The 20,823-nt window shown below is 57.1% G+C and carries 17 protein-coding genes; 9 read left to right on the forward strand and 8 right to left on the reverse strand.

Annotation, left to right across the window (positions count from 1 at the left end):
• Positions 1-65: 65 nt before the first annotated feature.
• The gene (gene azuC, locus WFK59_RS22140; protein WP_122983632.1) at positions 66-143 is read right to left on the reverse strand and encodes a stress response protein AzuC; all 78 of its coding nucleotides are present in this window, start codon (positions 141-143) and stop codon (positions 66-68) included.
• Between the two features lie 119 nt (positions 144-262).
• Positions 263-838 (reverse strand): manganese efflux pump MntP, encoded by a 576-nt coding sequence (gene mntP, locus WFK59_RS19135; RefSeq protein ID WP_233986434.1) that lies wholly within the window; start codon positions 836-838, stop codon positions 263-265.
• Between the two features lie 317 nt (positions 839-1,155).
• On the opposite strand from mntP, the gene WFK59_RS19140 reads away from it, so the two are divergent.
• The 3 genes from WFK59_RS19140 to WFK59_RS19150 all read left to right on the forward strand — a co-directional run bounded on the left by WFK59_RS19140 (position 1,156) and on the right by WFK59_RS19150 (position 6,098).
• On the forward strand, positions 1,156-1,398 hold the full coding sequence (locus WFK59_RS19140) for a DUF1158 domain-containing protein (protein WP_233986425.1): 243 nt from the start codon (positions 1,156-1,158) through the stop codon (positions 1,396-1,398).
• A 576-nt stretch (positions 1,399-1,974) separates the two neighbouring features.
• Positions 1,975-3,588 carry a malate dehydrogenase (quinone) gene (mqo, locus tag WFK59_RS19145; protein WP_233986424.1) on the forward strand — a complete coding sequence of 538 codons (1,614 nt, stop codon included), beginning with the start codon at positions 1,975-1,977 and terminating at the stop codon, positions 3,586-3,588.
• A gap of 125 nt (positions 3,589-3,713) precedes the next feature.
• On the forward strand, positions 3,714-6,098 hold the full coding sequence (locus WFK59_RS19150; RefSeq protein WP_233986417.1) for a phosphoketolase family protein: 2,385 nt from the start codon (positions 3,714-3,716) through the stop codon (positions 6,096-6,098).
• Here WFK59_RS19150 and WFK59_RS19155 read toward each other — a convergent pair.
• Positions 6,095-6,682 (reverse strand): LysE family translocator, encoded by a 588-nt coding sequence (locus tag WFK59_RS19155; RefSeq protein WP_336756865.1) that lies wholly within the window; start codon positions 6,680-6,682, stop codon positions 6,095-6,097. The two genes, WFK59_RS19150 and WFK59_RS19155, sit on opposite strands and share 4 nt — an antisense overlap.
• Positions 6,683-6,816: 134 nt before the next feature.
• Between WFK59_RS19155 and WFK59_RS19160 the strand changes: the two genes are divergently transcribed.
• Entirely contained in the window at positions 6,817-8,304 is a 1,488-nt protein-coding gene (locus WFK59_RS19160; protein WP_233986405.1) for an aminotransferase-like domain-containing protein, read from the forward strand.
• Here WFK59_RS19160 and WFK59_RS19165 read toward each other — a convergent pair.
• Positions 8,271-8,894 carry a glutathione S-transferase family protein gene (locus tag WFK59_RS19165; RefSeq protein WP_233986390.1) on the reverse strand — a complete coding sequence of 208 codons (624 nt, stop codon included), beginning with the start codon at positions 8,892-8,894 and terminating at the stop codon, positions 8,271-8,273. The two genes, WFK59_RS19160 and WFK59_RS19165, sit on opposite strands and share 34 nt — an antisense overlap.
• A gap of 108 nt (positions 8,895-9,002) precedes the next feature.
• On the opposite strand from WFK59_RS19165, the gene WFK59_RS19170 reads away from it, so the two are divergent.
• Positions 9,003-9,851: a PhzF family phenazine biosynthesis protein gene (locus tag WFK59_RS19170; protein ID WP_233986388.1), complete on the forward strand. Its 849-nt coding sequence runs from the start codon at positions 9,003-9,005 to the stop codon at positions 9,849-9,851.
• A gap of 39 nt (positions 9,852-9,890) precedes the next feature.
• Here the strand turns inward: WFK59_RS19170 and WFK59_RS19175 are convergent, their stop codons facing one another.
• A complete protein-coding gene (locus tag WFK59_RS19175; protein WP_336756867.1) occupies positions 9,891-10,649 on the reverse strand; it encodes an SDR family NAD(P)-dependent oxidoreductase in 759 nt (252 codons plus the stop codon).
• A gap of 115 nt (positions 10,650-10,764) precedes the next feature.
• Between WFK59_RS19175 and WFK59_RS19180 the strand changes: the two genes are divergently transcribed.
• The 3 genes from WFK59_RS19180 (at position 10,765) to WFK59_RS19190 (ending at position 14,332) form a co-directional block, all read left to right on the forward strand.
• Positions 10,765-11,664 carry a LysR family transcriptional regulator gene (locus tag WFK59_RS19180; protein WP_094121622.1) on the forward strand — a complete coding sequence of 300 codons (900 nt, stop codon included), beginning with the start codon at positions 10,765-10,767 and terminating at the stop codon, positions 11,662-11,664.
• A gap of 45 nt (positions 11,665-11,709) precedes the next feature.
• Positions 11,710-12,723: an inner membrane protein YhjD gene (gene yhjD / locus WFK59_RS19185; protein WP_233986384.1), complete on the forward strand. Its 1,014-nt coding sequence runs from the start codon at positions 11,710-11,712 to the stop codon at positions 12,721-12,723.
• Positions 12,724-13,000: 277 nt separating this feature from the next.
• Positions 13,001-14,332, forward strand: a complete 1,332-nt coding sequence (locus WFK59_RS19190; RefSeq protein ID WP_233986377.1) for an MFS transporter — start codon at positions 13,001-13,003, stop codon at positions 14,330-14,332.
• 571 nt (positions 14,333-14,903) lie between these two features.
• On the opposite strand, the gene ilvC is transcribed toward WFK59_RS19190, so the two are convergent.
• Positions 14,904-16,379, reverse strand: coding sequence for a ketol-acid reductoisomerase (gene ilvC / locus WFK59_RS19195; RefSeq protein WP_336756871.1), 1,476 nt, complete (start codon positions 16,377-16,379; stop codon positions 14,904-14,906).
• Between the two features lie 162 nt (positions 16,380-16,541).
• On the opposite strand from ilvC, the gene ilvY reads away from it, so the two are divergent.
• The gene (gene ilvY / locus WFK59_RS19200; RefSeq protein ID WP_233986366.1) at positions 16,542-17,423 is read left to right on the forward strand and encodes an HTH-type transcriptional activator IlvY; all 882 of its coding nucleotides are present in this window, start codon (positions 16,542-16,544) and stop codon (positions 17,421-17,423) included.
• Here the strand turns inward: ilvY and ilvA are convergent, their stop codons facing one another.
• Together ilvA and ilvD are read right to left on the reverse strand one after the other, a co-directional pair.
• On the reverse strand, positions 17,424-18,971 hold the full coding sequence (ilvA, locus tag WFK59_RS19205; RefSeq protein WP_233986358.1) for a threonine ammonia-lyase, biosynthetic: 1,548 nt from the start codon (positions 18,969-18,971) through the stop codon (positions 17,424-17,426).
• A 1-nt stretch (position 18,972) separates the two neighbouring features.
• On the reverse strand, positions 18,973-20,823 hold the full coding sequence (gene ilvD / locus WFK59_RS19210) for a dihydroxy-acid dehydratase (protein ID WP_233986351.1): 1,851 nt from the start codon (positions 20,821-20,823) through the stop codon (positions 18,973-18,975).

A 20,823-nucleotide genomic window follows, 5' to 3' on the forward strand; every position in this document is an offset into this window, starting at 1 on the left:
GAAAAAGTGATAATCATCGGTCGATCCCTGACCGCGATTATCGAGGGTTGCTTGCGGGGTGCGGTTTAGTACATGGCACCCGGCGGTACGTGTTTGAAGGTCTCGACGTAAGCGCGGAACACGTAGTTAAAAATGCGTTTCATGTGTCACCTGGTTCAAATTTAGTTGAAGAAATACCGTAAAAGTATAACTTCAGCGCGTTTTATCAGCAATAAATTTTGAACCAGATCACAAAATTGCGCTTTTTATGCGCAAAAACCCGTCAGGCGCTGTAGCCGAGGTGTTGCAGCAAAATGGTGGAACCGACGGCAATCAATACCAGACCGCCCAGCACTTCCGCCCATTTCCCCAGTACCGGACCGATAAAGCGGCCCACCAGCACGCCGGTCGTCGCCATCACGGTGGTGGCAGCGCCAATGGTCAGAGCGGTGGTAATAATGTTGACCTGTAAAAATGCCAGGCCGACGCCGACTGCCAGCGCATCCAGGCTGGTCGCGACGGCGGTGGTGGCCAGCACCATAAAGCCATGGCTCTGCGGCGCTTCACAGGGTTCGGTTACCGCAGTCTGACGGAAGCCTTCCATCATCATTCGGCCACCTAAAAATGCCAGCAGAATAAAGGCAACCCAGTGGTCCCACGCCATGATGTACCGACTGGCGGCCAGACCCAGCGCCCAGCCAATCAGCGGCGTTAAGGCTTCAATTGAGCCAAAAATCAGACCGGTGCGCAGCGCTTCTTTAAAACCAGGACGATGCAATGTCGCACCTTTGCCCAGTGCAGCAGCAAACGCGTCCATCGACATACCCAGTGCAAGAATTAAGGTGGCAATAAAGGTCATGATTTATTCACCTGGGGCGAAAAAGCGGCAATTCACGCTGTATTCACCACACAAAGTGTTCAGTAATGAAAAAGTGCGCGCAGTCTACCATGCAACCGCAAAGATAAAAAGACAGTAAAATCATGGATTTAAGTATAGCAAAGGCTATAACTTTTATCATTCGCTATGTTTCGCGCTAAGTCGATGGTGGCAAAGCATTTTCTGGCACTTTTCCTGCGTGATAGCGGGCAGGTTTCGCCTGACCCGCCGCATTCCCTGATTGAACCCAGGCGCGGATTGCCGGAAAATGCCGGGCTTATTATTACCGGATGCCCGTTATGAATAACCCGTTTGAATCTTTGATCGTGCCTGGCGGCATTTTATTGCTGGGGTTTCTCTCTGCCCTGCTGCTGCCTGCGCCAGCCTTCAGCCTGGCGGTGGCGCAACATCTGTTGCAGACATTCCATTTACAGGATCTGAGCCAGCTCTACACGGTGGTGTTCTGCATCTGGTTTTTACTGCTGGGTACGGTGGAGTTTTTTGTGATTCGCTTTGTCTGGCGTCGCTGGTTCAGGAGCTGAGACAGACCCTCAGGGTAAGCTGGCTGAACGGCGATGGTCTATTGCAGACCTGGCGGTTTTGCCGCTTGCCGTTAACGACCACGCACAGGGTTGCCGAGCATTTCATCCTCACAAAAATGTAACATTATTTTTACACTGAGCGCCCGAAACCGCGACTGATGAACTTTTAGACTATTCCTTACCCAACAATAACTGCCTTAAATTCAGTGAATTAAATAATTCCTCCTCGTTACCCCTTCTTTGGACGCTGCACCATAATGGCGCTTTCCTGCAACAATCTATTCAGTTAACTCACTGAGTTATCGATAAAAAATCACTTATACCCTTCGTGCCGCTATGATTAATTCTTATGCTGAATCATTTCTGCATTTAAAAAATAAACAAATGTTTAATTCAGATGCGAGAATGTTATATTCGGATGACAAAGCATAACGTGCAGTTAACCCGTTATCACCGCTTTAACCTATACCTGACTCTTAACCTTTGAGAAATAGCGCAACGCGCTCGAAAGAAGCGTGACTATTTCGCCTGCAAAACTGTTGAGCTTCAGGTCAACAGAAGAGGAGATGTCGCCTCATGTGCAATTCAGCTATAAACCTTGCGCTCGCGATGAGTGCCATGGCAAAGGACACCACTACCGCGCAGGAGCGCAAAGACGTTGACGTGCTGCTGATTGGCGCAGGCGTGATGAGCGCCACCCTCGGCGCATGGCTGCAGGAATTAGAGCCGGACTGGTCTATCGAAATGGTAGAGCGGCTGGACAGCGTGGCAGAAGAATCATCCAACGGCTGGAACAATGCTGGCACCGGCCATGCCGCGCTGGCTGAGCTGAACTATACGCCACAGCAGGCCGATGGCAGCATCGACATCTCCAAAGCGGTGACGATCAACGAATCCTTTATGATTTCCCGTCAGTTCTGGGCCTCTCAGGTGCAGAAGGGCAATCTGCGCAATCCCAAAAGTTTCATTCACAGCACGCCGCACATGAGCTTTGTCTGGGGCGACGACAATGTCAGCTTCCTGCGCAAACGCTTCCAGGCGCTGCAGAAAAGCACGCTGTTCCGTGGCATGGCCTACTCCGAAGATCCGCAGCAGATTGCGAAGTGGATCCCGCTGGTGATGAATGGCCGCGATCGCAGCCAGAAAGTGGCGGCAACCTGGACCGAAATGGGGACCGACGTCAACTTCGGTGAAGTCACACGCCAGCTGATCGCCTCCTTAGAGAAGAAAGCCAATTTCCGTCTGCGTTTGCGTCAGGAAGTGCGTGAGCTGACGCGCCTGAGCGATGGCCGCTGGCAGGTTACCCTGCAGTGTCTGGCAAGCGGTTCCCGCCGGACGCTGACCGCCCGAAATATCTTTATCGGTGCAGGCGGCGCGGCGCTGCCGCTGTTGCAGAAAGCGGGCGTGCCGGAAGCTAATGGTTATGCAGGTTTCCCGGTCGGCGGCTCATTCCTGGTGACGGAAAATCCGCAGGTGGTGGCGCAGCACATGGCCAAGGTCTACGGTAAAGCCAGCGTCGGCGCACCGCCGATGTCGGTACCGCACGTTGACACCCGCGTGCTGGATGGCAAACAGGTGCTGCTGTTCGGGCCGTTTGCTACCTTCTCCACCAAATTCCTCAAGCAGGGTTCACTGCTGGATATGTTCACCTCGCTCAACAGCAGCAACATGCTGCCGATGGTGAAAGTGGGGCTGAAAAGTTTTGATCTGGTGAAATACCTGATGGATCAGGTGCTGCAAAGCGATCGCGATCGGATGGATGCGCTACGCGCCTATGTGCCGCAGGCGAAGCAGGAAGACTGGCGTTTAGTCACTGCTGGTCAGCGCGTGCAGATCATCAAAAAAGATGAGAAAGAGGGCGCGGTACTGCGGCTGGGTACCGAAGTGGTCGCCTCGCAGGATGGTTCGATCTCAGCGCTGCTGGGTGCTTCGCCAGGTGCTTCAACGGCTGCCCCGATCATGCTGGAGCTGCTGCATAAAATCTGTCCTGAGCAGATGGCTTCGCCGGAATGGCAGAACAAAATCCGTGCGGTGATCCCATCCTGGGGACGTAAGCTGAACGGCGACGTGGCGCTGACCGAGAAAGTGTTAGCCGAAACCAGCCGGATTCTGCAGCTCGATTACACGCCGGTGACGCCAATGGCGGCCAACGACGAAGGGCGTGAAACCGCCTTTGTTGTCGGCAAGTAGTTTCCTCTCTGCTTAATCCAGGCCCCGCACTGCGGGGCCTTTTTGTTTGCCTCTTGCCTGGTTGACTGCCCTATTCTCTATTAGGGTTAAGAGATCGTTTAGCTGAACTTTCAGAAGGAAACGGCATGTCTCAACCTAACCTTGCACCGGAATTCGAACTGCTTGACCGCTACTGGCGGGCAGCAAACTACCTCTCCGTCGGACAAATTTACCTCATGGATAACCCGCTGCTGCGTGAACCGCTGCAGCCGGAGCACATCAAACCCCGTCTGCTCGGCCACTGGGGTACCACACCAGGGCTGAATTTTATTTATGCGCATCTCAACCGGATTATCCGCCAGCGCGACCTGAATCTGATCTACGTCTGTGGACCGGGCCACGGCGGTCCCGGCATGGTGGCGAATACCTGGCTGGAAGGCAGCTACAGCGAAATTTATCCCCATATCAGCCAGGATGCCGCCGGCATGCAACGGCTGTTTAAGCAGTTCTCCTTTCCAGGCGGCATTCCCAGCCACGCAGCACCCGAAACCCCCGGTTCGATTAATGAAGGCGGCGAACTGGGCTATTCGCTGTCACATGCGTTTGGCGCGGCGTTTGACCATCCCGACCTGATCGTGCCGTGCGTGATTGGCGACGGTGAAGCGGAAACCGGCCCGCTGGCCTCCAGCTGGCACGGGATTAAATTCCTCAATCCGGCGCGTGACGGCGCGGTGCTGCCGATTCTGCATCTCAACGGCTACAAGATCGCCAATCCGACGCTGCTCGGCCGCAGCAGCGATGAGGATCTGCGCCAGCTGTTCAGCGGCTACGGCTATGAGCCACTTTTCGTCAGCGGCGATCAGCCTGAAAAGATGCATCCGCTGATGGCAGACGCGCTGGATAACGCCTTCAGTAAAATTGCGGCGTTTCAGCGTGAGGCGCGCGCGGGCAAGGTCAGCAGCGGCATACCGCGCTGGCCGATGATTATTCTGCGTAGCCCCAAAGGCTGGACCGGCCCGAAAACCGTTGATGGCAAAAAAGTGGAAGGTTTCTGGCGAGCGCATCAGGTCCCGGTGGCCGCCTGCCGTGAGGATGAAGGGCATCGCCAGATTCTCGAAGCCTGGATGCGTAGCTATCAGCCTGACGATCTGTTTGACGAGCAGGGACGGCTGAAACCGGAGCTGCAGGCGCTGGCTCCGCAGGGCGATAAGCGCATGGGTGCCTCTCCGTATGCCAATGGCGGCCTGCTGCGCCGTGAACTGGATACGCCGGATATCGCTGAATTTGCCTTCGACACCGGCGAGCCCGGATCACAGATGGCGCAGGCCACCGAGCAGCTGGGTCGCTACCTGCGGGTGCTGTTCGAGCGTAATCAGGATAACTTCCGCCTGTTCGGCCCGGATGAAACTGCCTCCAACCGCCTGACGCCGGTGTTTGACGCCACCAGCCGCACCTGGCTGGAAACGATAGAACCTTACGATGAGCAGCTGGCACGCGATGGCCGGGTGATGGAGATCCTCAGTGAACATCAGTGTCAGGGCTGGCTGGAAGGCTATCTGCTCACCGGCCGTCACGGCCTGTTCAACTGCTATGAAGCCTTTATTCATATCGTCGATTCGATGTTTAACCAGCACGCCAAGTGGCTCAAGGTGACGCGCAAGCTGGGCTGGCGTAAACCGGTCTCTTCGCTCAACTATCTGCTCTCTTCCCACGTCTGGCGTCAGGACCACAATGGCTACAGCCATCAGGACCCAGGCTTTATCGATCACGTAGCCAACAAAAAAGCCGATATCGTGCGCATCTACCTGCCGCCCGATGCCAATACGCTGTTATGGGTGGGCGATCACTGCCTGCGTACCTGGGACCGCATTAACGTGATTGTGGCCGGTAAGCAGCCGGCACCGCAGTGGCTGGATATGGCCAGCGCTATTCGTCATTGCGAAGCGGGCATGGGAGAATGGCGCTGGGCGGGTACCACACCAGACGATGAAGAACCGGATGTGGTGATGGCCTGTGCCGGGGATGTGCCGACCATGGAGACCCTGGCAGCGGTCGATCTGCTGCGCGGCTATCTGCCTGACCTGCGCATTCGGGTGGTCAACGTGGTCGATTTAATGGCGCTGCAAACTCAGGATCAGCATCCGCATGGCAAGTCGGACGACGAATTTGATGCGCTGTTTACCGAGGATAAGCCGGTGATTTTTGCTTTCCACGGCTATCCGACGCTGGTGCATCGCCTGACCTATCAGCGCAATAATCACCGTAACTTCCATGTACGCGGCTTTATTGAGGAAGGCACCACCACCACGCCGTTTGATATGACGGTACTGAATGAGCTTGACCGTTATCATCTGGCGCAGGAGGCGATCCTGCGCGTGCCGGGGCTGGCGGATGCGCATCCTGAGCTGCTGGACGATCTGCAGGAGCGCATCGCGGAACACCATCGCTACGTGCGGGTGCACGGTGAAGATGTGCCGGAGGTGCAGAACTGGAAATGGCCCTCAGCCACCGCGCCAGGCGCGCCGGATTAAGCGGCCAGCAGGGCGTCAGTCAGCATCCAGACGGTGGTCGCCACCAGCGACAACGCCATCAGGCTGTTGAACAGCTGACGCTTCCAGGCAATTTGCAGATGGCTGCGCAGGCGATCGCCGAGCGCAGCCCAGATCAGAATGCAGGGCAGGTTCAGCAGCATAAAGCCGATCATCACCGCCAGCACGCCGCTGCTGGCGCTGTACAACAGGGCGACATTGGTGGCCATCAGCCAGGCTTTGGGGTTAATCGCCTGGAAACAGGCACCGCCCAGCAGCGTCATGGGTTGCGGTTTGCTGCGTTCTTCCGGAGCGCCCGCGCGGAAAATCTTCCACGACAGCCACAACAGATAGGCACAGCCTGCCAGCGTCAGCGGCAGGCGAATCGCCGCCATCCAGTGCAGTAACACCTCCAGCGCGACCCCGGCGATCACCGTTTGCAGTGCGCAGCCCACCAGAATGCCAAACACCATCGGCAAGGTGCGGCGCATGCCGAAATTCACCCCGGAGGTGGCCAGTAACAGGTTATTCGGGCCGGGCGTAATGGACATAACGGTCACGTAACTGAAAAAAGAGGGATCGAGCATGATGGCACTCCTGATAATCAACAGAGCTTCATGCTACGGCGAGAAAAGGAATGGTAACAGTGACACAAAATCACTATTGTGATGGTTACAGTTCCGATTAACAGAGATTGTACCCATCACATCCGGAGGCGACTGTGTCCCTTGTTCCTTCTCCCGATCAGCGGCTCTATCAGCAGCTGGCAGACCACTTCGCTGAGGCGATTCATCAGGGCACGCTGAAGCCCGGCAAACGTCTGCCCGCCATCCGGCGCGTGGCACAATCGCACCAGGTCAGCGTCAATACCGTGCTGAACGCCTGGCAGTTGCTGGAAGATCGCGGCCTGATTGAGGCACGTCCACAGTCGGGCTACTACGTGCGCGGCGTATTGCCGGCAGTCACCCGGCACGATCCGCATAAAGCCAGGGTGCGCGATCCCAGCAGTGAAAAGCTCGACCTGATCGACAAAGTCTTCGCGGCACAAAACCATCCCGACTACATCAATATTTCGCTGGCCTGCCCGCAGGACAGCGAACTGTTTCCCGCCGCTCGCATTGGCCGGATAACCGCCGCGCTGCTGCGTCGTCATCCCAACATGATCGGGCGCTATGCGCTTCCGCCCGGTAGTGAGCGCTTACGGGAGGAGATCGCGCGGCGGGCCTTGCATGCCGGACAAACGCTGACCGCCGATGAGATCACCCTGACCCACGGCTGCATGGAGGCGTTGCAGCTGGCGCTGCGGGCGGTGACGCAACCCGGAGACTGCGTCGGACTGGAGTCACCGACCTACTTCTTCCTGTTCCCACTGCTGGCGTCGCTGGGGCTGAAGGCGCTGGAAATCCCGACCGATCCGCAGCATGGCCTGTCGCTGGATGCGCTGGAGATGTTGTTACAGGAGCAGCGTATCAAGGCGCTGATCGCCATGCCGAGCGCCCAGAATCCGCTGGGTTACTGTATGTCGCTGGCAAACAAGAAGCGGCTGGCGAAGTTAGTGAATACTTACCACGTTCCGCTGATTGAGGATGGTCTGTATGACGAACTGCAGTTCGACTGGCCGCTCTCTCCGGCGGTTAAAGCCTTTGATCGCGACGGCTGGGTGATCTACTGCACCAGCTTTACCAAAACCGTGGCACCCGATTTTCGTATCGGCTGGACCGCGGCCGGACGCTTCCACGACGCCATCGCCCGGCTAAAAGCGGTGTCGTCGATGGCGGAGTCGGCGCTGCTGTCGGAGACGCTGGCGGAATTTCTGGCCAACGGCGGCTACGATCACCATCTGCGCACCCTGCGCCGTCGCTATGCCGCCAACCTGGATCAGGCGCGCGGCTTAATCGCCCGCCACTTCCCGCAGGGCACCCGCGCCACGCTGCCACGCGGCGGCTTTGTCTTCTGGGTGGAGTTACCCGGCGGCGTCAATACCACCGAGATGTTTGACCGGCTGTTGCAGGAGCAGATTTGCGTGACGCCAGGCGCCCTTTACTCGCTCAGCGAACGCTACAATCATGCGCTGCGCCTCTCCTGCTGCTATCCGTTTGACGATCGCTACAGCTGGGCAATCCGGCGCGCCGGCGAGATAGCCTGCGAGTTAGCCGGATTATCGTCTGGCGAGGATCAGGGCGTACCGTTGCGGCCCCAGACGGTATAGCCGTGGCGCTCGGTCAGGCGCTCGTAATAGTGGCGCACCGCCGGATAATCGGGATGATCCAGCGGCGTTTCAAACCAGCGGTTGACCGCCAGGCCAATCGGAATGTCCGCCAGGGTGAAGTTGCGCCCGGCGACATAGCGACCGGTCTTTTCCAGCTGCTGATTGAGGATGCTCATGGTATGCGACCAGCCTTTGCAGGCCGCCGCCAGCAGACGCGGGTCCTGATGGGCTGGCGAGTGACGCACCAGTGACATAAACGCGTAGCGCCATGAGGTGTTGAGTTCGGTGGACTGCCAGTCCATCCACTGATCGATCGGTGCCCGCGACTGCGGATGGAGCGGGTAGAGCCATTCCCCGCCATAGGCGTTAGCCAGATAGCGCAGGATGGCGTTGGATTCCCAGATCACCAGCTCGTCATCTTTCAGCACCGGCACCATCGCATTCGGGTTAAGCGCCATAAATTCAGGTGAGTGGGTCGACTGGAAGCCATCGCCCCACTCTTCCCGCAGGTAATCGAGATCCAGCTCATCGCAGAGCCACAGCACTTTGCGCACGTTGATAGAAGAGGTACGTCCGAGGATGGTTAACATTCACAGTCTCCAGTGAAATCTTTAACTTATTCATAGCCCTGTTACCTGCTATAAGCAATCATCCGGCAGAGAAAAGGCCATGCAGACCACAATAAGCAAGGAGTGACAATGAAGGTCGCGTTTAAGCAAGTCGATGTGTTTACCTCCTCCGCCTTTAACGGCAATCCGCTGGCGGTGATTATGGATGCACAGGGGTTAAGCGACAGTCAGCTGGCGGCCATTGCCCGCTGGACTAACCTGTCGGAAACCACTTTCGTGCTGCCGCCTCAGGATGCGCAGGCCGATTATCGGGTGCGTATTTTTACCGTTGAGGGCGAACTGCCGTTTGCCGGTCATCCGACGCTGGGTACCGCCCATGCGCTGCTGGAAGCGGGCTGGCCCACGCGTACGCCGGGGGAAATTGTGCAGGAGTGTGGCGTCGGTCATGTCCGGGTGAAGATAGGTGCAGACGGCTCGCTGGCGTTTGCGGCCCCGGCGGCCACCATCACGCCGTGGCAGGATGCGCTAATGAGCAACGCGTTAAACAGCGACGCCTTCGATCTCACCCAAAGCCCGACGGTGGTAGATATGGGGATTCGCTGGCTGCTGGTGCCGATGGTCAGCGCCGAGGCAGTGCTGGCACTTCAGCCCAACGTCAGCGATCTGCAGCGGCTGCTAAAACATGCTGGAGTGACGGGTGTGATGCCGTTTGGCCGACTGCCGCAGGGCGAAACGGAGCAGTATGAAGTGCGCGGCTTGCTGGTTGAATATGGCAGCCTGACCGAAGATCCAATCACCGGCAGCGCCAACGCCTGTCTGGCCCGTTACTTCGCGGCAGCCGGCCAGACCACCGATTACCGGGTGCGTCAGGGCACCGTGCTGCAACGCGCGGGTCGGGTTCAGGTGACCTTCGCCGAAGGTGAGATCTGGATTGGCGGCACCACCGTAACGGTGATTGACGGCACCCTTTCGCTGTAATCCGTCAGCGGGCGTTATGCCCGCTGACGCTGTCTGCGTTTAAATTGCCTGGCCACCTGACGCTTCGATACGCTGGGCGGTAATCCAGCCGGTTTCCTCACTCAGAATCGCGCTGATGGCATCCCCGATGTCATCCGGTAATCCGACCCGACCCAGCGCGGTCAGGCCAGCAATCTGATCGTTAATCTCTTTGGTGTCGCGCACCCGGCCACCGCCGAAGTCGGTTTCTATCGCACCCGGTGCCAGGATGTTGACGCGAATACGCCGTGCGCCCAGCTCTTTCGCCTGATAGCGCGTCAGAACCTCCATCGCCCCTTTCATTGCTGCATAGGTGCTGGAGCCTGGATAGACCAGCCGCGTCAGACCGCTGGAGATATTCAGGATGCGCCCGCCATCATTGATCAGCGGTAACAGCTTCTGCGTCAGGAAATAGGGCCCTTTGAAATGGACGTTAACCAGCGCGTCAAACTCCTGTTCCGTGGTGTCGGTGAAGGGTTTGTAATGACCATGCCCGGCATTGTTCACTAAATAGTCAAAACACTCACGCTGCCAGTGCTGCTCCAGTACCTGACGAACCTGCGCGACAAAGCCGTCAAACTGACCCGTTTCACCGACATCCAGCGCCAGCGCGACCGCGCGCGATCCCAGCGCCTCAATTTCTTTCACCACCGACTGCGCCTCGTCAGCGTGACTGCGATAGGTCAGAATGATATCTGTGCCTCTGGCGGCCAGTTTCAGCGCGCCATTGCGGCCTAAACCGCGGTTAGCTCCGGTAATTAACGCAATTTTATGACTCATGTTGCACACCTGTTGGAAAATTGAACAGGGTTTAAAGATATTCCTGAATAATTGATCTATAAACAGATCGAAACAGAGATCACTGTTTCAATAACAACAACAATCGGTGCACAACATGGATAAAATTCACGCAATGCAGGTGTTTGTTCGGGTTGCCGAAATGGGCAGTTTCACCCGCGCCGCAGAGAGTTTAGGCTTGCCGAAGGGCAGCGTGTCCCGGCAGATTCAGGCGCTGGAAAATCAGATGGCGACCCGGCTGCTGCATCGCACCACCCGCCGGGTCCAGCTGACGCAGGATGGGCTGGTCTATTACGACCGCTGTCTCGATTTGCTGTCGATGATTGACGATATGGATAGCCTGTTTCAGCACGATCCCGCCACGCTCAGCGGTAAACTGCGGGTCGATATGTCGGTAGCGATGGCCACCGGCTTTATCCTGCCGCGGCTGCCGGAGTTCCTGCAGCACTATCCGGGCGTAGAGATTGAGCTGAGCAGCAGCGATCGTCAGGTCGATGTGATCCGTGAGGGATTTGACTGCGTGATTCGGGTCGGTGAGCTCAAAGATTCAGGGTTAATCGCACGAAAAATTGGCACCTACTCCTTGATTAACTGCGCCAGTCCTGGCTACCTTTCGCGCTTCGGCAGACCGATCCGGCTGGAGGAGTTGTCACAGCACGCGATGGTGCACTACAGCCAGCAGCTGGGCCAGCCGTCGCCGGGCTTTGAATATTTTGACGGCAGACAGTGCCACTATGTGCATACCGGCGGCGTGGTGACGGTGAACAGCACTGAGACCTATCGCGCCGCCTGTCTGGCCGGGTTAGGCATTATTCAGGTACCGGCGATCGGTATCCAGAAACTACTGGAAAGCGGTGAACTGGTGGAAGTGCTGCACCACTTTCCCGCCCGGCCGATGCCAATCCATCTGCTCTATCCGCACCGGCGCAACGTCGCCCGACGGGTGCGGGTATTTATGGAGTGGCTGAGTCAGGTACTCCAGGAGTACGTCACCTGACCGGCTATACTTTGATTTTAATGATAAACAGGACAGTGAAGGTCTATGACAGACAAGCAGGAAAATCCACAGGATACGCAGCCGCCAAAGCCGCTGATCGATATTAAAACCGGCAACCATTCTGTTGACCAATCGATTGTGAAGGTTTCGCGCTTTGCCGCGTGGTTTCAGGCGATACCGGCGGTGGCACATTTTATCCGCGCGCTCGACCGTTTTAACGATCGGCTCGGCAGCCAGTTTGGTGCCGCGATTACCTATTTCTCCTTTTTATCGCTGATCCCGATCCTGATGGTTTCGTTTGCCGCCGTGGGTTTTGTGCTGGCATCGAATCAGGATCTGCTGACCGATATCATCAACAAAATCGTCAGCAGCATCAGCGATCCAACGCTGGCGACTACCCTGAAAAATACCGTTAATACGGCGATTCAGCAGCGCGCCACCGTGGGGATCACCGGGTTATTGCTGGCGCTCTATTCCGGTCTTAACTGGATGGGTAACCTGCGGGAAGCGATTCGGGCCCAGTCGCGCGACGTGTGGGAACGCAAGCCCGACGATAAAGAGAAAATCTGGAAACGCTATATCCGCGATTTCCTGTCGCTGACCGGCCTGATGCTGGCGCTGGTGATCACGCTGTCGCTGACCTCGGTAGCCGGTTCGGCACAGGCGATGATTGTCAGCGCGCTGGGGCTGGATGGTATCGACTGGCTGCGTCCGGCGATGACCATTATCGCCACTTCTATTTCAGTGCTGGCTAACTATCTGCTGTTCCTGTGGATTTTCTGGATCCTGCCGCGTCACAAACCGCGCAAGAAAGCGCTGTTCCGCGGCACGCTGCTGGCGGCGGTGGGTTTCGAAGTGATTAAGTTTGTTATGACGCTGACGCTGCCCAAGCTGGCAACCTCTCCGTCTGGCGCGGCGTTTGGTTCCGTGCTGGGCCTGATGGCGTTCTTCTATTTCTTCGCGCGCCTGACGCTGTTCTGCGCCGCCTGGATCGCTACCGCTAAATACAAAGACGATCCGCAGATGCCGCAAGCGGGTCGCCCTTCCCACCCGCAATAATGACTCGCGGTTAATAACAGCGGAAAATATCACCCCGAGGCTATTTTTTATCCATATAACAGGATGAATAGCTGAGGGGTCACTTTTATTTAGCCCTTTCTTAGAGTATCCCGCCAGTTTTCGCCCGGTTTACCCTGCCATCCGCCGACATTCGCCGGACCTCAGAAATTATCCTCTTTTTGCCCGCCGAAGCCAGTAACGACGCGGGTTTCAGCATTGAATGACGCCTGGCAGGTGCGTAAGATTCTTTATCTGTATTTACAAATAAGAAACAGTTATGCAAGCCTCCATCTCAGAAACACTCGACAAGCAACAGGACCCCACGCCGGTTAATTCACGCAGCAAAGTGGTGATTGCCTCGCTGGTCGGCACGGCCATCGAGTTCTTCGATTTTTATATCTATGCCACTGCCGCGGTGATCGTTTTCCCGCATATCTTTTTTCCGCAGGGTGACGCCACCGTCGCCACGCTACAGTCACTGGCGACCTTTGCCATCGCGTTTATTGCGCGTCCGATTGGTTCGGCGGTGTTTGGTCACTTTGGCGATCGCATTGGCCGCAAAGCAACGCTGGTCGCCTCGCTGCTGACCATGGGGATCTCTACCGTGGTGATTGGCCTGCTGCCGGGTTATGAAACCATCGGCGTGCTGGCCCCGTTGCTGCTGGCGCTGGCCCGTTTTGGTCAGGGTCTGGGACTCGGTGGGGAATGGGGCGGCGCGGCGCTGCTGGCGACCGAAAATGCCCCGGCGAAGAAACGTGCGCTCTATGGGTCGTTCCCCCAGCTTGGCGCTCCGATTGGTTTCTTCTTCGCTAACGGGACTTTTCTGCTGCTGTCATGGCTGCTGACCGATGAGCAGTTCATGCAGTGGGGCTGGCGTGTGCCGTTTATTCTCTCTGCGGTGCTGGTGCTGATTGGCCTCTATGTGCGTGTGTCGCTGCATGAAAGCCCGGTGTTTGCCAAAGTGCAGAAAGAGAAAAAGCAGGTTCGGGTACCGATTGCGGCGCTGCTGAGCAAGCACCTGACCGCCACCATTCTCGGCACCTTTATCATGCTGGCGACCTACACCCTGTTCTATATCATGACCGTCTACTCGATGAGTTATGGCACCACGCCTGCGCCCGCCGGGCTGGGCATTCCGCGTAACAGTATGCTGTGGATGCTGATGTTAGCGGTGATTGGCTTTGGTGTGATGGTGCCGATTGCCGGTCTGCTGGCTGACCGGTTTGGTCGTCGTAAAACGATGATTACCATTACGCTGATGATTATCGCGTTTTCGTTCCTGTTCCCGGCGATGCTCGGTTCCGGATCGCAGGCACTGGTGATGGCATTTCTGCTGTTGGGTCTGAGTATTATGGGCCTGACCTTTGGCCCGATGGGCGCGCTGCTGCCGGAGCTGTTTCCGACCGAAGTGCGTTATACCGGCGCATCCTTTTCCTATAACCTGTCGTCAATTCTCGGTGCCTCTGTCGCGCCTTATATCGCCACCTGGCTGAATGCCAACTACGGTTTGCAGGCGGTAGGCTTCTATCTGGCCTCGATGGCGGTATTGACGCTGATTGCGTTGATCGCCTGTAAAGAGACGCGTAACCAGACGCTATATGAGGTGTAATCCGGTTGGATGAAGGTTAGTGAAAACCCGGCAGCCGCCGGGTTTTTTTATGGGGCAGGCTCACAGAGTACAACGGCTCTCAAAGGCTAAAAAAAGCATCGCCTTATGATCAGGCGACAGGCTCAGGGAGCATTCGCCTTTCGCAAAGATGCAAAAGATGCGATCCATCGCGGGCTCAGCGCGTGCCATTACGCACCTCATCCCAGAGGTGCGCCCGTAAACGGGCCAACGCTTTGCTACAGGCGTATGCTCCCATCGCTTTAAGTGGATTAGTTGTCTGTTCGAAAATGCTCAATGGCGTTTAAAGGCGTAGTGATATTGGCAGCAATGAAGAAGTTTAAGGGCACAGGGAACACGGTCAGAAGAGGAAAGCGTCCCGCGCCATGGACGGCGCGGGCCGAGCATGCCATGGATGGCAGGTTTTGCGTCTTTCCGATCTGACCGTGCTCCCTGGGCATGCACGGTCAGATAGCAGTGAAGGCAGAGTTCTACAGAGAACCGCCCAGCGTTTTTTCACAAAAAAACCCCGGCAAGCCGGGGTTTGTTTTGCTGAAAATTGTGTTGCCGGTAATTAGCCCGCGACAGCGATACGCTTCATGTCGGTCATGTAGCCACGCAGCTTGCGGCCCACGGTTTCAATCGGGTGCTGGCGAACGGCTTCGTTGACGTCACGCAGCTGCGCGTTGTCAACCTGCGTGCCTTCAACCGCTTTACCCAGATCGCCCGGCTGCAGCGTGGTCATGAACTCTTTCAGCAGCGGCACCGCGGCGAAGGAGAACAGGTAGTTACCATATTCGGCGGTATCAGAGATCACCACGTTCATTTCATACAGACGCTTACGGGCGATGGTATTGGCGATCAGCGGCAGCTCATGCAGTGATTCATAGTAAGCTGACTCTTCAATGATGCCGGCATCGACCATGGTTTCAAACGCCAGCTCAACGCCCGCTTTAACCATCGCCACCATTACCACACCTTTGTCGTAGTACTCCTGCTCTTCGATTTTGCCTTCATACTGAGAGGCGGTTTCGAACGCGGTCTGGCCGGTCTCTTCACGCCAGGTCAGCAGGTTTTTGTCGTCGTTAGCCCAGTCCGCCATCATGCCGGAAGAAAATTCGCCGGAGATGATGTCATCCATGTGCTTCTGGAACAGCGGAGCCATGATGGTTTTCAGCTGCTCTGACAGCGCATAAGCACGCAGTTTCGCCGGGTTAGAGAGGCGATCCATCATCAGGGTGATGCCGCCGAACTTCAGTGATTCGGTGATGGTTTCCCAGCCGAACTGGATCAGTTTTTCTGCATAGGCGGGATCGGTACCTTCCGCCACCAGCTTGTCGAAGCAGAGCAGCGAACCGGCCTGCAGCATGCCGCACAGGATGGTCTGCTCGCCCATCAGATCAGATTTCACTTCTGCCACGAAAGACGATTCCAGTACGCCAGCACGATCGCCGCCGGTTGCTGCAGCCCAGGCTTTGGCGATGGCCATGCCTTCGCCTTTTGGATCGTTTTCCGGATGAACGGCAATCAGCGTTGGCACGCCGAAACCACGTTTGTACTCTTCACGCACTTCGGTACCCGGGCACTTCGGTGCCACCATCACTACCGTGATGTCTTTACGGATGGTTTCGCCCACTTCCACGATGTTGAAACCGTGCGAATAGCCCAGCGCAGCACCCTCTTTCATCAGTGGCTGAACCGCCTGTACCACAGCGGAGTGCTGCTTGTCCGGTGTCAGGTTTACCACCAGATCCGCCTGCGGGATCAGCTCTTCGTAGGTGCCCACTTTGAAACCGTTATCGGTCGCTTTGCGCCATGAAGGGCGTTTTTCCGCAATCGCTTCGGCACGCAGTGCATAGGCGACATCCAGACCGGAATCACGCATGTTCAGACCCTGATTCAGGCCCTGCGCGCCACAGCCAACGATAACGACTTTTTTACCTTTCAGAAAGCTGGCGCCATCGGCAAATTCATCGCGCGCCATGAAACGGCATTTACCTAATTGCGCTAACTGGTTGCGCAAGTTCAATGTGTTGAAATAGTTAGCCATGGGTACTCCAGTAAGGTTGTGTTTGCTTTTTTTGTTCAGGAACGGCGTGTGGTGCAGCGCCGCGAATGACCCCATCATATGACAGGAATTCTGTTGCTTAAATTGATATATTAACAACGTCACATTGCAATAAATGCAACATCACGTTAAGGCGACGCGCATATGGATTTACGAGATCTGAAACTGTTTCTTCATCTGGCCGAAAGTTGCCACTTTGGCCGCACAGCACGTGCGATGCACGTCAGCCCTTCTACGCTCTCGCGGCAGATTCAGCGGCTTGAAGAAGATGTCGGTCACGCGCTGTTTCTGCGTGATAACCGCACCGTCACGCTGACGGAAGCGGGTGAACGCCTGCGCCAGTTTGCTCAGCAGACGCTGTTGCAATATCAGCAACTGCGCCATGTGATGGATCTCAACGGCCCGTCGCTCAGCGGCGAGCTGCGCCTGTTCTGCTCGGTGACCGCGGCGTACAGCCATCTGCCGCCCATTCTCGATCGCTTTCGTGCTGAACATCCGCAGGTCGAAATCAAACTGGATACCGGCGATGCCGCCGATGCGGTGGAAAAAGTACACTCCGGCGATGCCGATCTGGCGATTGCCGGCCGTCCCGAAACGCTGCCTGCCAGCATCGATTTTATGCCGCTGGGGCTGATCCCGCTGGTGCTGATCGCACCCGCACTGCCCTGCGCCGTTCGTACCCAGGCAACACAGCCGCAGCCCGACTGGTCAAAAATTCCGTTTATCCTGCCGGTGCAGGGACCGGCACGGCGGCGTATCGATCTCTGGTTCCGCCGTCAGCGCATCCCGAATCCGGTGATATATGCCACGGTATCGGGCCATGAGGCGATTGTGTCCATGGTGGCGCTGGGCTGCGGTATCGCTCTGCTGCCAGATGTGGTGCTGGAGAACAGCCCGGAACCGGTGCGCAACCGCGTGCTGATGCTGGAGAATGTTGAGTCGGTGGCACCGTTTGAACTCGGCGTCTGCGTGCAGAAAAAGCGGCTCGGTGAGCCGCTGATCAGTGCTTTCTGGAGCCAGCTGTAATCAGTTGCCTGACAGGAAGAAACGGAACGCCGGGTTCTGGCTTTCGTCATGAAAGTCGTAACCCAGATCGGTGAGATGCTCTTCAAAGCGCGGCTCATCGCTGCCCAGCTCAAAGGCGGCCAGTACACGTCCGTAGTCGGTGCCATGGCTGCGGTAGTGGAAGAGCGAGATATTCCAGTGAGTCCCGAGCGTTTGCAGGAATTTCAGCAACGCGCCCGGCGCTTCCGGAAATTCGAAGCTGAACAGGCGTTCACGCAGCGGCTTAGAGGGACGTCCGCCGACCATGTAACGAACATGCAGCTTCGCCATCTCATCATCGGAGAGATCGACCACCTGATAACCACTGCCGGTGAGCTCGCTGATGATCTCGCTGCGCTCTTCCAGACCGCGGGTCAGCCGCACGCCAACAAAGATGCAGGCTTTGTCCGCATCGGCGTAGCGGTAGTTGAACTCGGTGATCGACCGTCCGCCCAGCGTCTGGCAGAACCGCAGGAAGCTGCCCTGCTGTTCCGGGATGGTGACCGCCAGCAGCGCTTCTCGCTGTTCGCCCAGCTCGCAGCGCTCAGAGACGTAACGCAGTCCGTGGAAATTGACGTTGGCCCCGGATAATACATGCGCCAGCCGCTCGCCTTTGATGTCGTGCTGCTGGATATACTTCTTCATTCCCGCCAGCGCCAGCGCACCCGAAGGTTCCGCCACCGCGCGCACATCTTCGAACAGATCTTTCATCGCGGCGCAGATCGCATCGCTGTCGACGGTGATGATGTCGTCGATGTAGGCCTGACAGAGCCGGAAGGTTTCGCTGCCGATACGTTTGACCGCGACCCCTTCGGCGAACAGCCCGACGCGCGGCAGATCGACCGGATGGCCCGCCTCCAGCGCCGCCTTCAGGCAGGCTGAATCTTCAGACTCCACCGCAATCACTTTAATCTGTGGCATCAGCTGCTTGATCAGTACCGCGACGCCCGCTGCCAGACCACCACCGCCAACCGGGACAAAGACCCGATCGAGATGCGCATCCTGCTGCAGCAGTTCCATCGCCAGCGTGCCCTGCCCGGCAATCACCGCCGGATGGTCAAACGGTGGTACGAAGGTGTAGCCACGCTGTTCCGACAGCTCAATCGCTTTGGCTTTCGCCTCGTCGAAGTTAGCGCCAAACAGATAAGCCTCACCGCCAAATGCGCGCACCGCATCAACCTTGATATCCGCTGTCGCCACCGGCATCACAATCAGGGATTTGATGCCCAGCTTGCTGGCGGAGAGCGCCACGCCCTGCGCATGGTTGCCGGCTGATGCCGTAACCACGCCGCGCGCTTTTTGCTCTTCGTTCAGCCCGGCAATCATCGCGTAGGCGCCACGCAGTTTGAAACTGTGCACCGGCTGACGATCTTCCCGCTTCACCAGAATGGTGTTGCCGAGCCGCGATGAGATTTTTTCCATAACCTGCAGCGGCGTCACCTGTGCCACTTCATACACCGGTGAACGCAACACTGCGCGCAAATACTCGGCGCCACACGGCGCCTCGGGTAGCGGTTGAGACTCGGCCATTTTAGCCTCCCAGCTTGCTCTTATCGCGGACGGCGCCTTTGTCAGCACTAGTCGCGAGTAATGCGTAAGCACGCAGCGCAAAAGAGACTTCACGCTGACGATTGACCGGCGTATAGGCCGCATCACCGCGCGCTTCCTGCTCTTCACGGCGGGCGTGCAGTTCGTTATCCGGCACGGCGAGTTTGATACCGCGGTTAGGGATATCGATTTCAATGGTATCGCCATCTTTGACCAGCGCAATGGTGCCGCCGTTGGCCGCTTCAGGTGAAGCGTGGCCGATAGAGAGGCCCGACGTACCGCCTGAGAAACGACCATCGGTGATCAGCGCGCAGCTTTTGCCCAGGCCCATTGATTTCAGATAAGTGGTCGGATAGAGCATCTCCTGCATGCCCGGCCCGCCTTTTGGCCCTTCGTAGCGAATGACGACGACATCGCCCGCAACGACCTTGCCGCCCAGAATCGCTTCAACCGCGTCATCCTGGCTTTCGTAAACTTTGGCCGGACCGGTGAAGGTGAGGATCTCTTTATCTACGCCCGCGGTTTTAACGATACAGCCATCTTCTGCGATGTTGCCGTAGAGTACGGCCAGGCCGCCATCCTGCGAGTAAGCGTTTTCGCGGGTGCGGATACAGCCTTCGGCACGGTCATCATCCAGCGTGTCCCAGCGGCAGTTCTGCGAGAACGCCTGGGTAGTACGAATACCCGCCGGACCGGCGCGGAACATATCTTTTACGGCCTGATCTTTGGTCAGCATGATGTCGTACTGATCCAGGGTTTCACGCATCGTCTGCTGCAGGATATTACGCGCGCTGCTGTCGAACAGGCCTGCACGATCCAGCTCGCCGAGAATGGCGAAGACGCCACCGGCGCGATGCACATCTTCCATGTGGTATTTCGGCGTACTTGGCGCGACTTTACACAGCTGAGGCACTTTGCGTGACAGGCGATCGATGTCGGAGATATTAAAGTCGATCTCGCCTTCCTGTGCGGCAGCCAGCAGGTGCAGCACGGTATTGGTGGAACCGCCCATGGCGATATCCAGCATCATGGCGTTCTCGAAAGCGGCCTTGTTGGCGATGTTACGCGGCAGCATGTTGACATCATCCTGCTCGTAATAACGTTTGGTCAGGCTGACGATGCGCTTACCGGCATTGATGAACAGCTCTTTGCGATCGGCATGGGTTGCCAGCAGTGAACCGTTGCCGGGCTGCGACAGGCCAAGCGCTTCGGTCAGGCAGTTCATCGAGTTGGCGGTGAACATGCCGGAGCAGGAGCCGCAGGTCGGGCAGGCTGAACGCTCAATCTGCTCGCTGTCGGCATCGCTGACGTTCGGGTTAGCCCCCTGAATCATCGCATCAACCAGATCCAGCTTGATGATCTGATCGGAAAGTTTGGTTTTACCCGCTTCCATCGGCCCGCCGGAGACGAAGATCACCGGAATATTCAGGCGCAGTGACGCCATCAGCATTCCTGGGGTGATTTTATCGCAGTTGGAGATGCAGACCATGGCGTCGGCGCAGTGCGCATTGACCATGTACTCGACGGAATCAGCAATCAGCTCACGCGAAGGCAGTGAATACAGCATGCCGCCATGACCCATGGCAATACCGTCATCCACCGCGATGGTGTTGAACTCTTTAGCCACACCGCCTGCCGCTTCGATCTGCTCGGCAACCAGTTTACCCAGATCGCGCAGGTGAACGTGGCCAGGGACAAATTGGGTGAATGAGTTGACCACCGCGATAATCGGTTTACCGAAATCGTCGTCGGTCATTCCTGTCGCGCGCCATAAGGCACGGGCACCCGCCATGTTGCGGCCGTGGGTGGTAGTGGCAGAACGGTACTTAGGCAT

It is taken from the genome of Pantoea sp. USHLN298 (genome assembly GCF_037149395.1).
GTDB lineage: Bacteria > Pseudomonadota > Gammaproteobacteria > Enterobacterales > Enterobacteriaceae > Pantoea > Pantoea astica.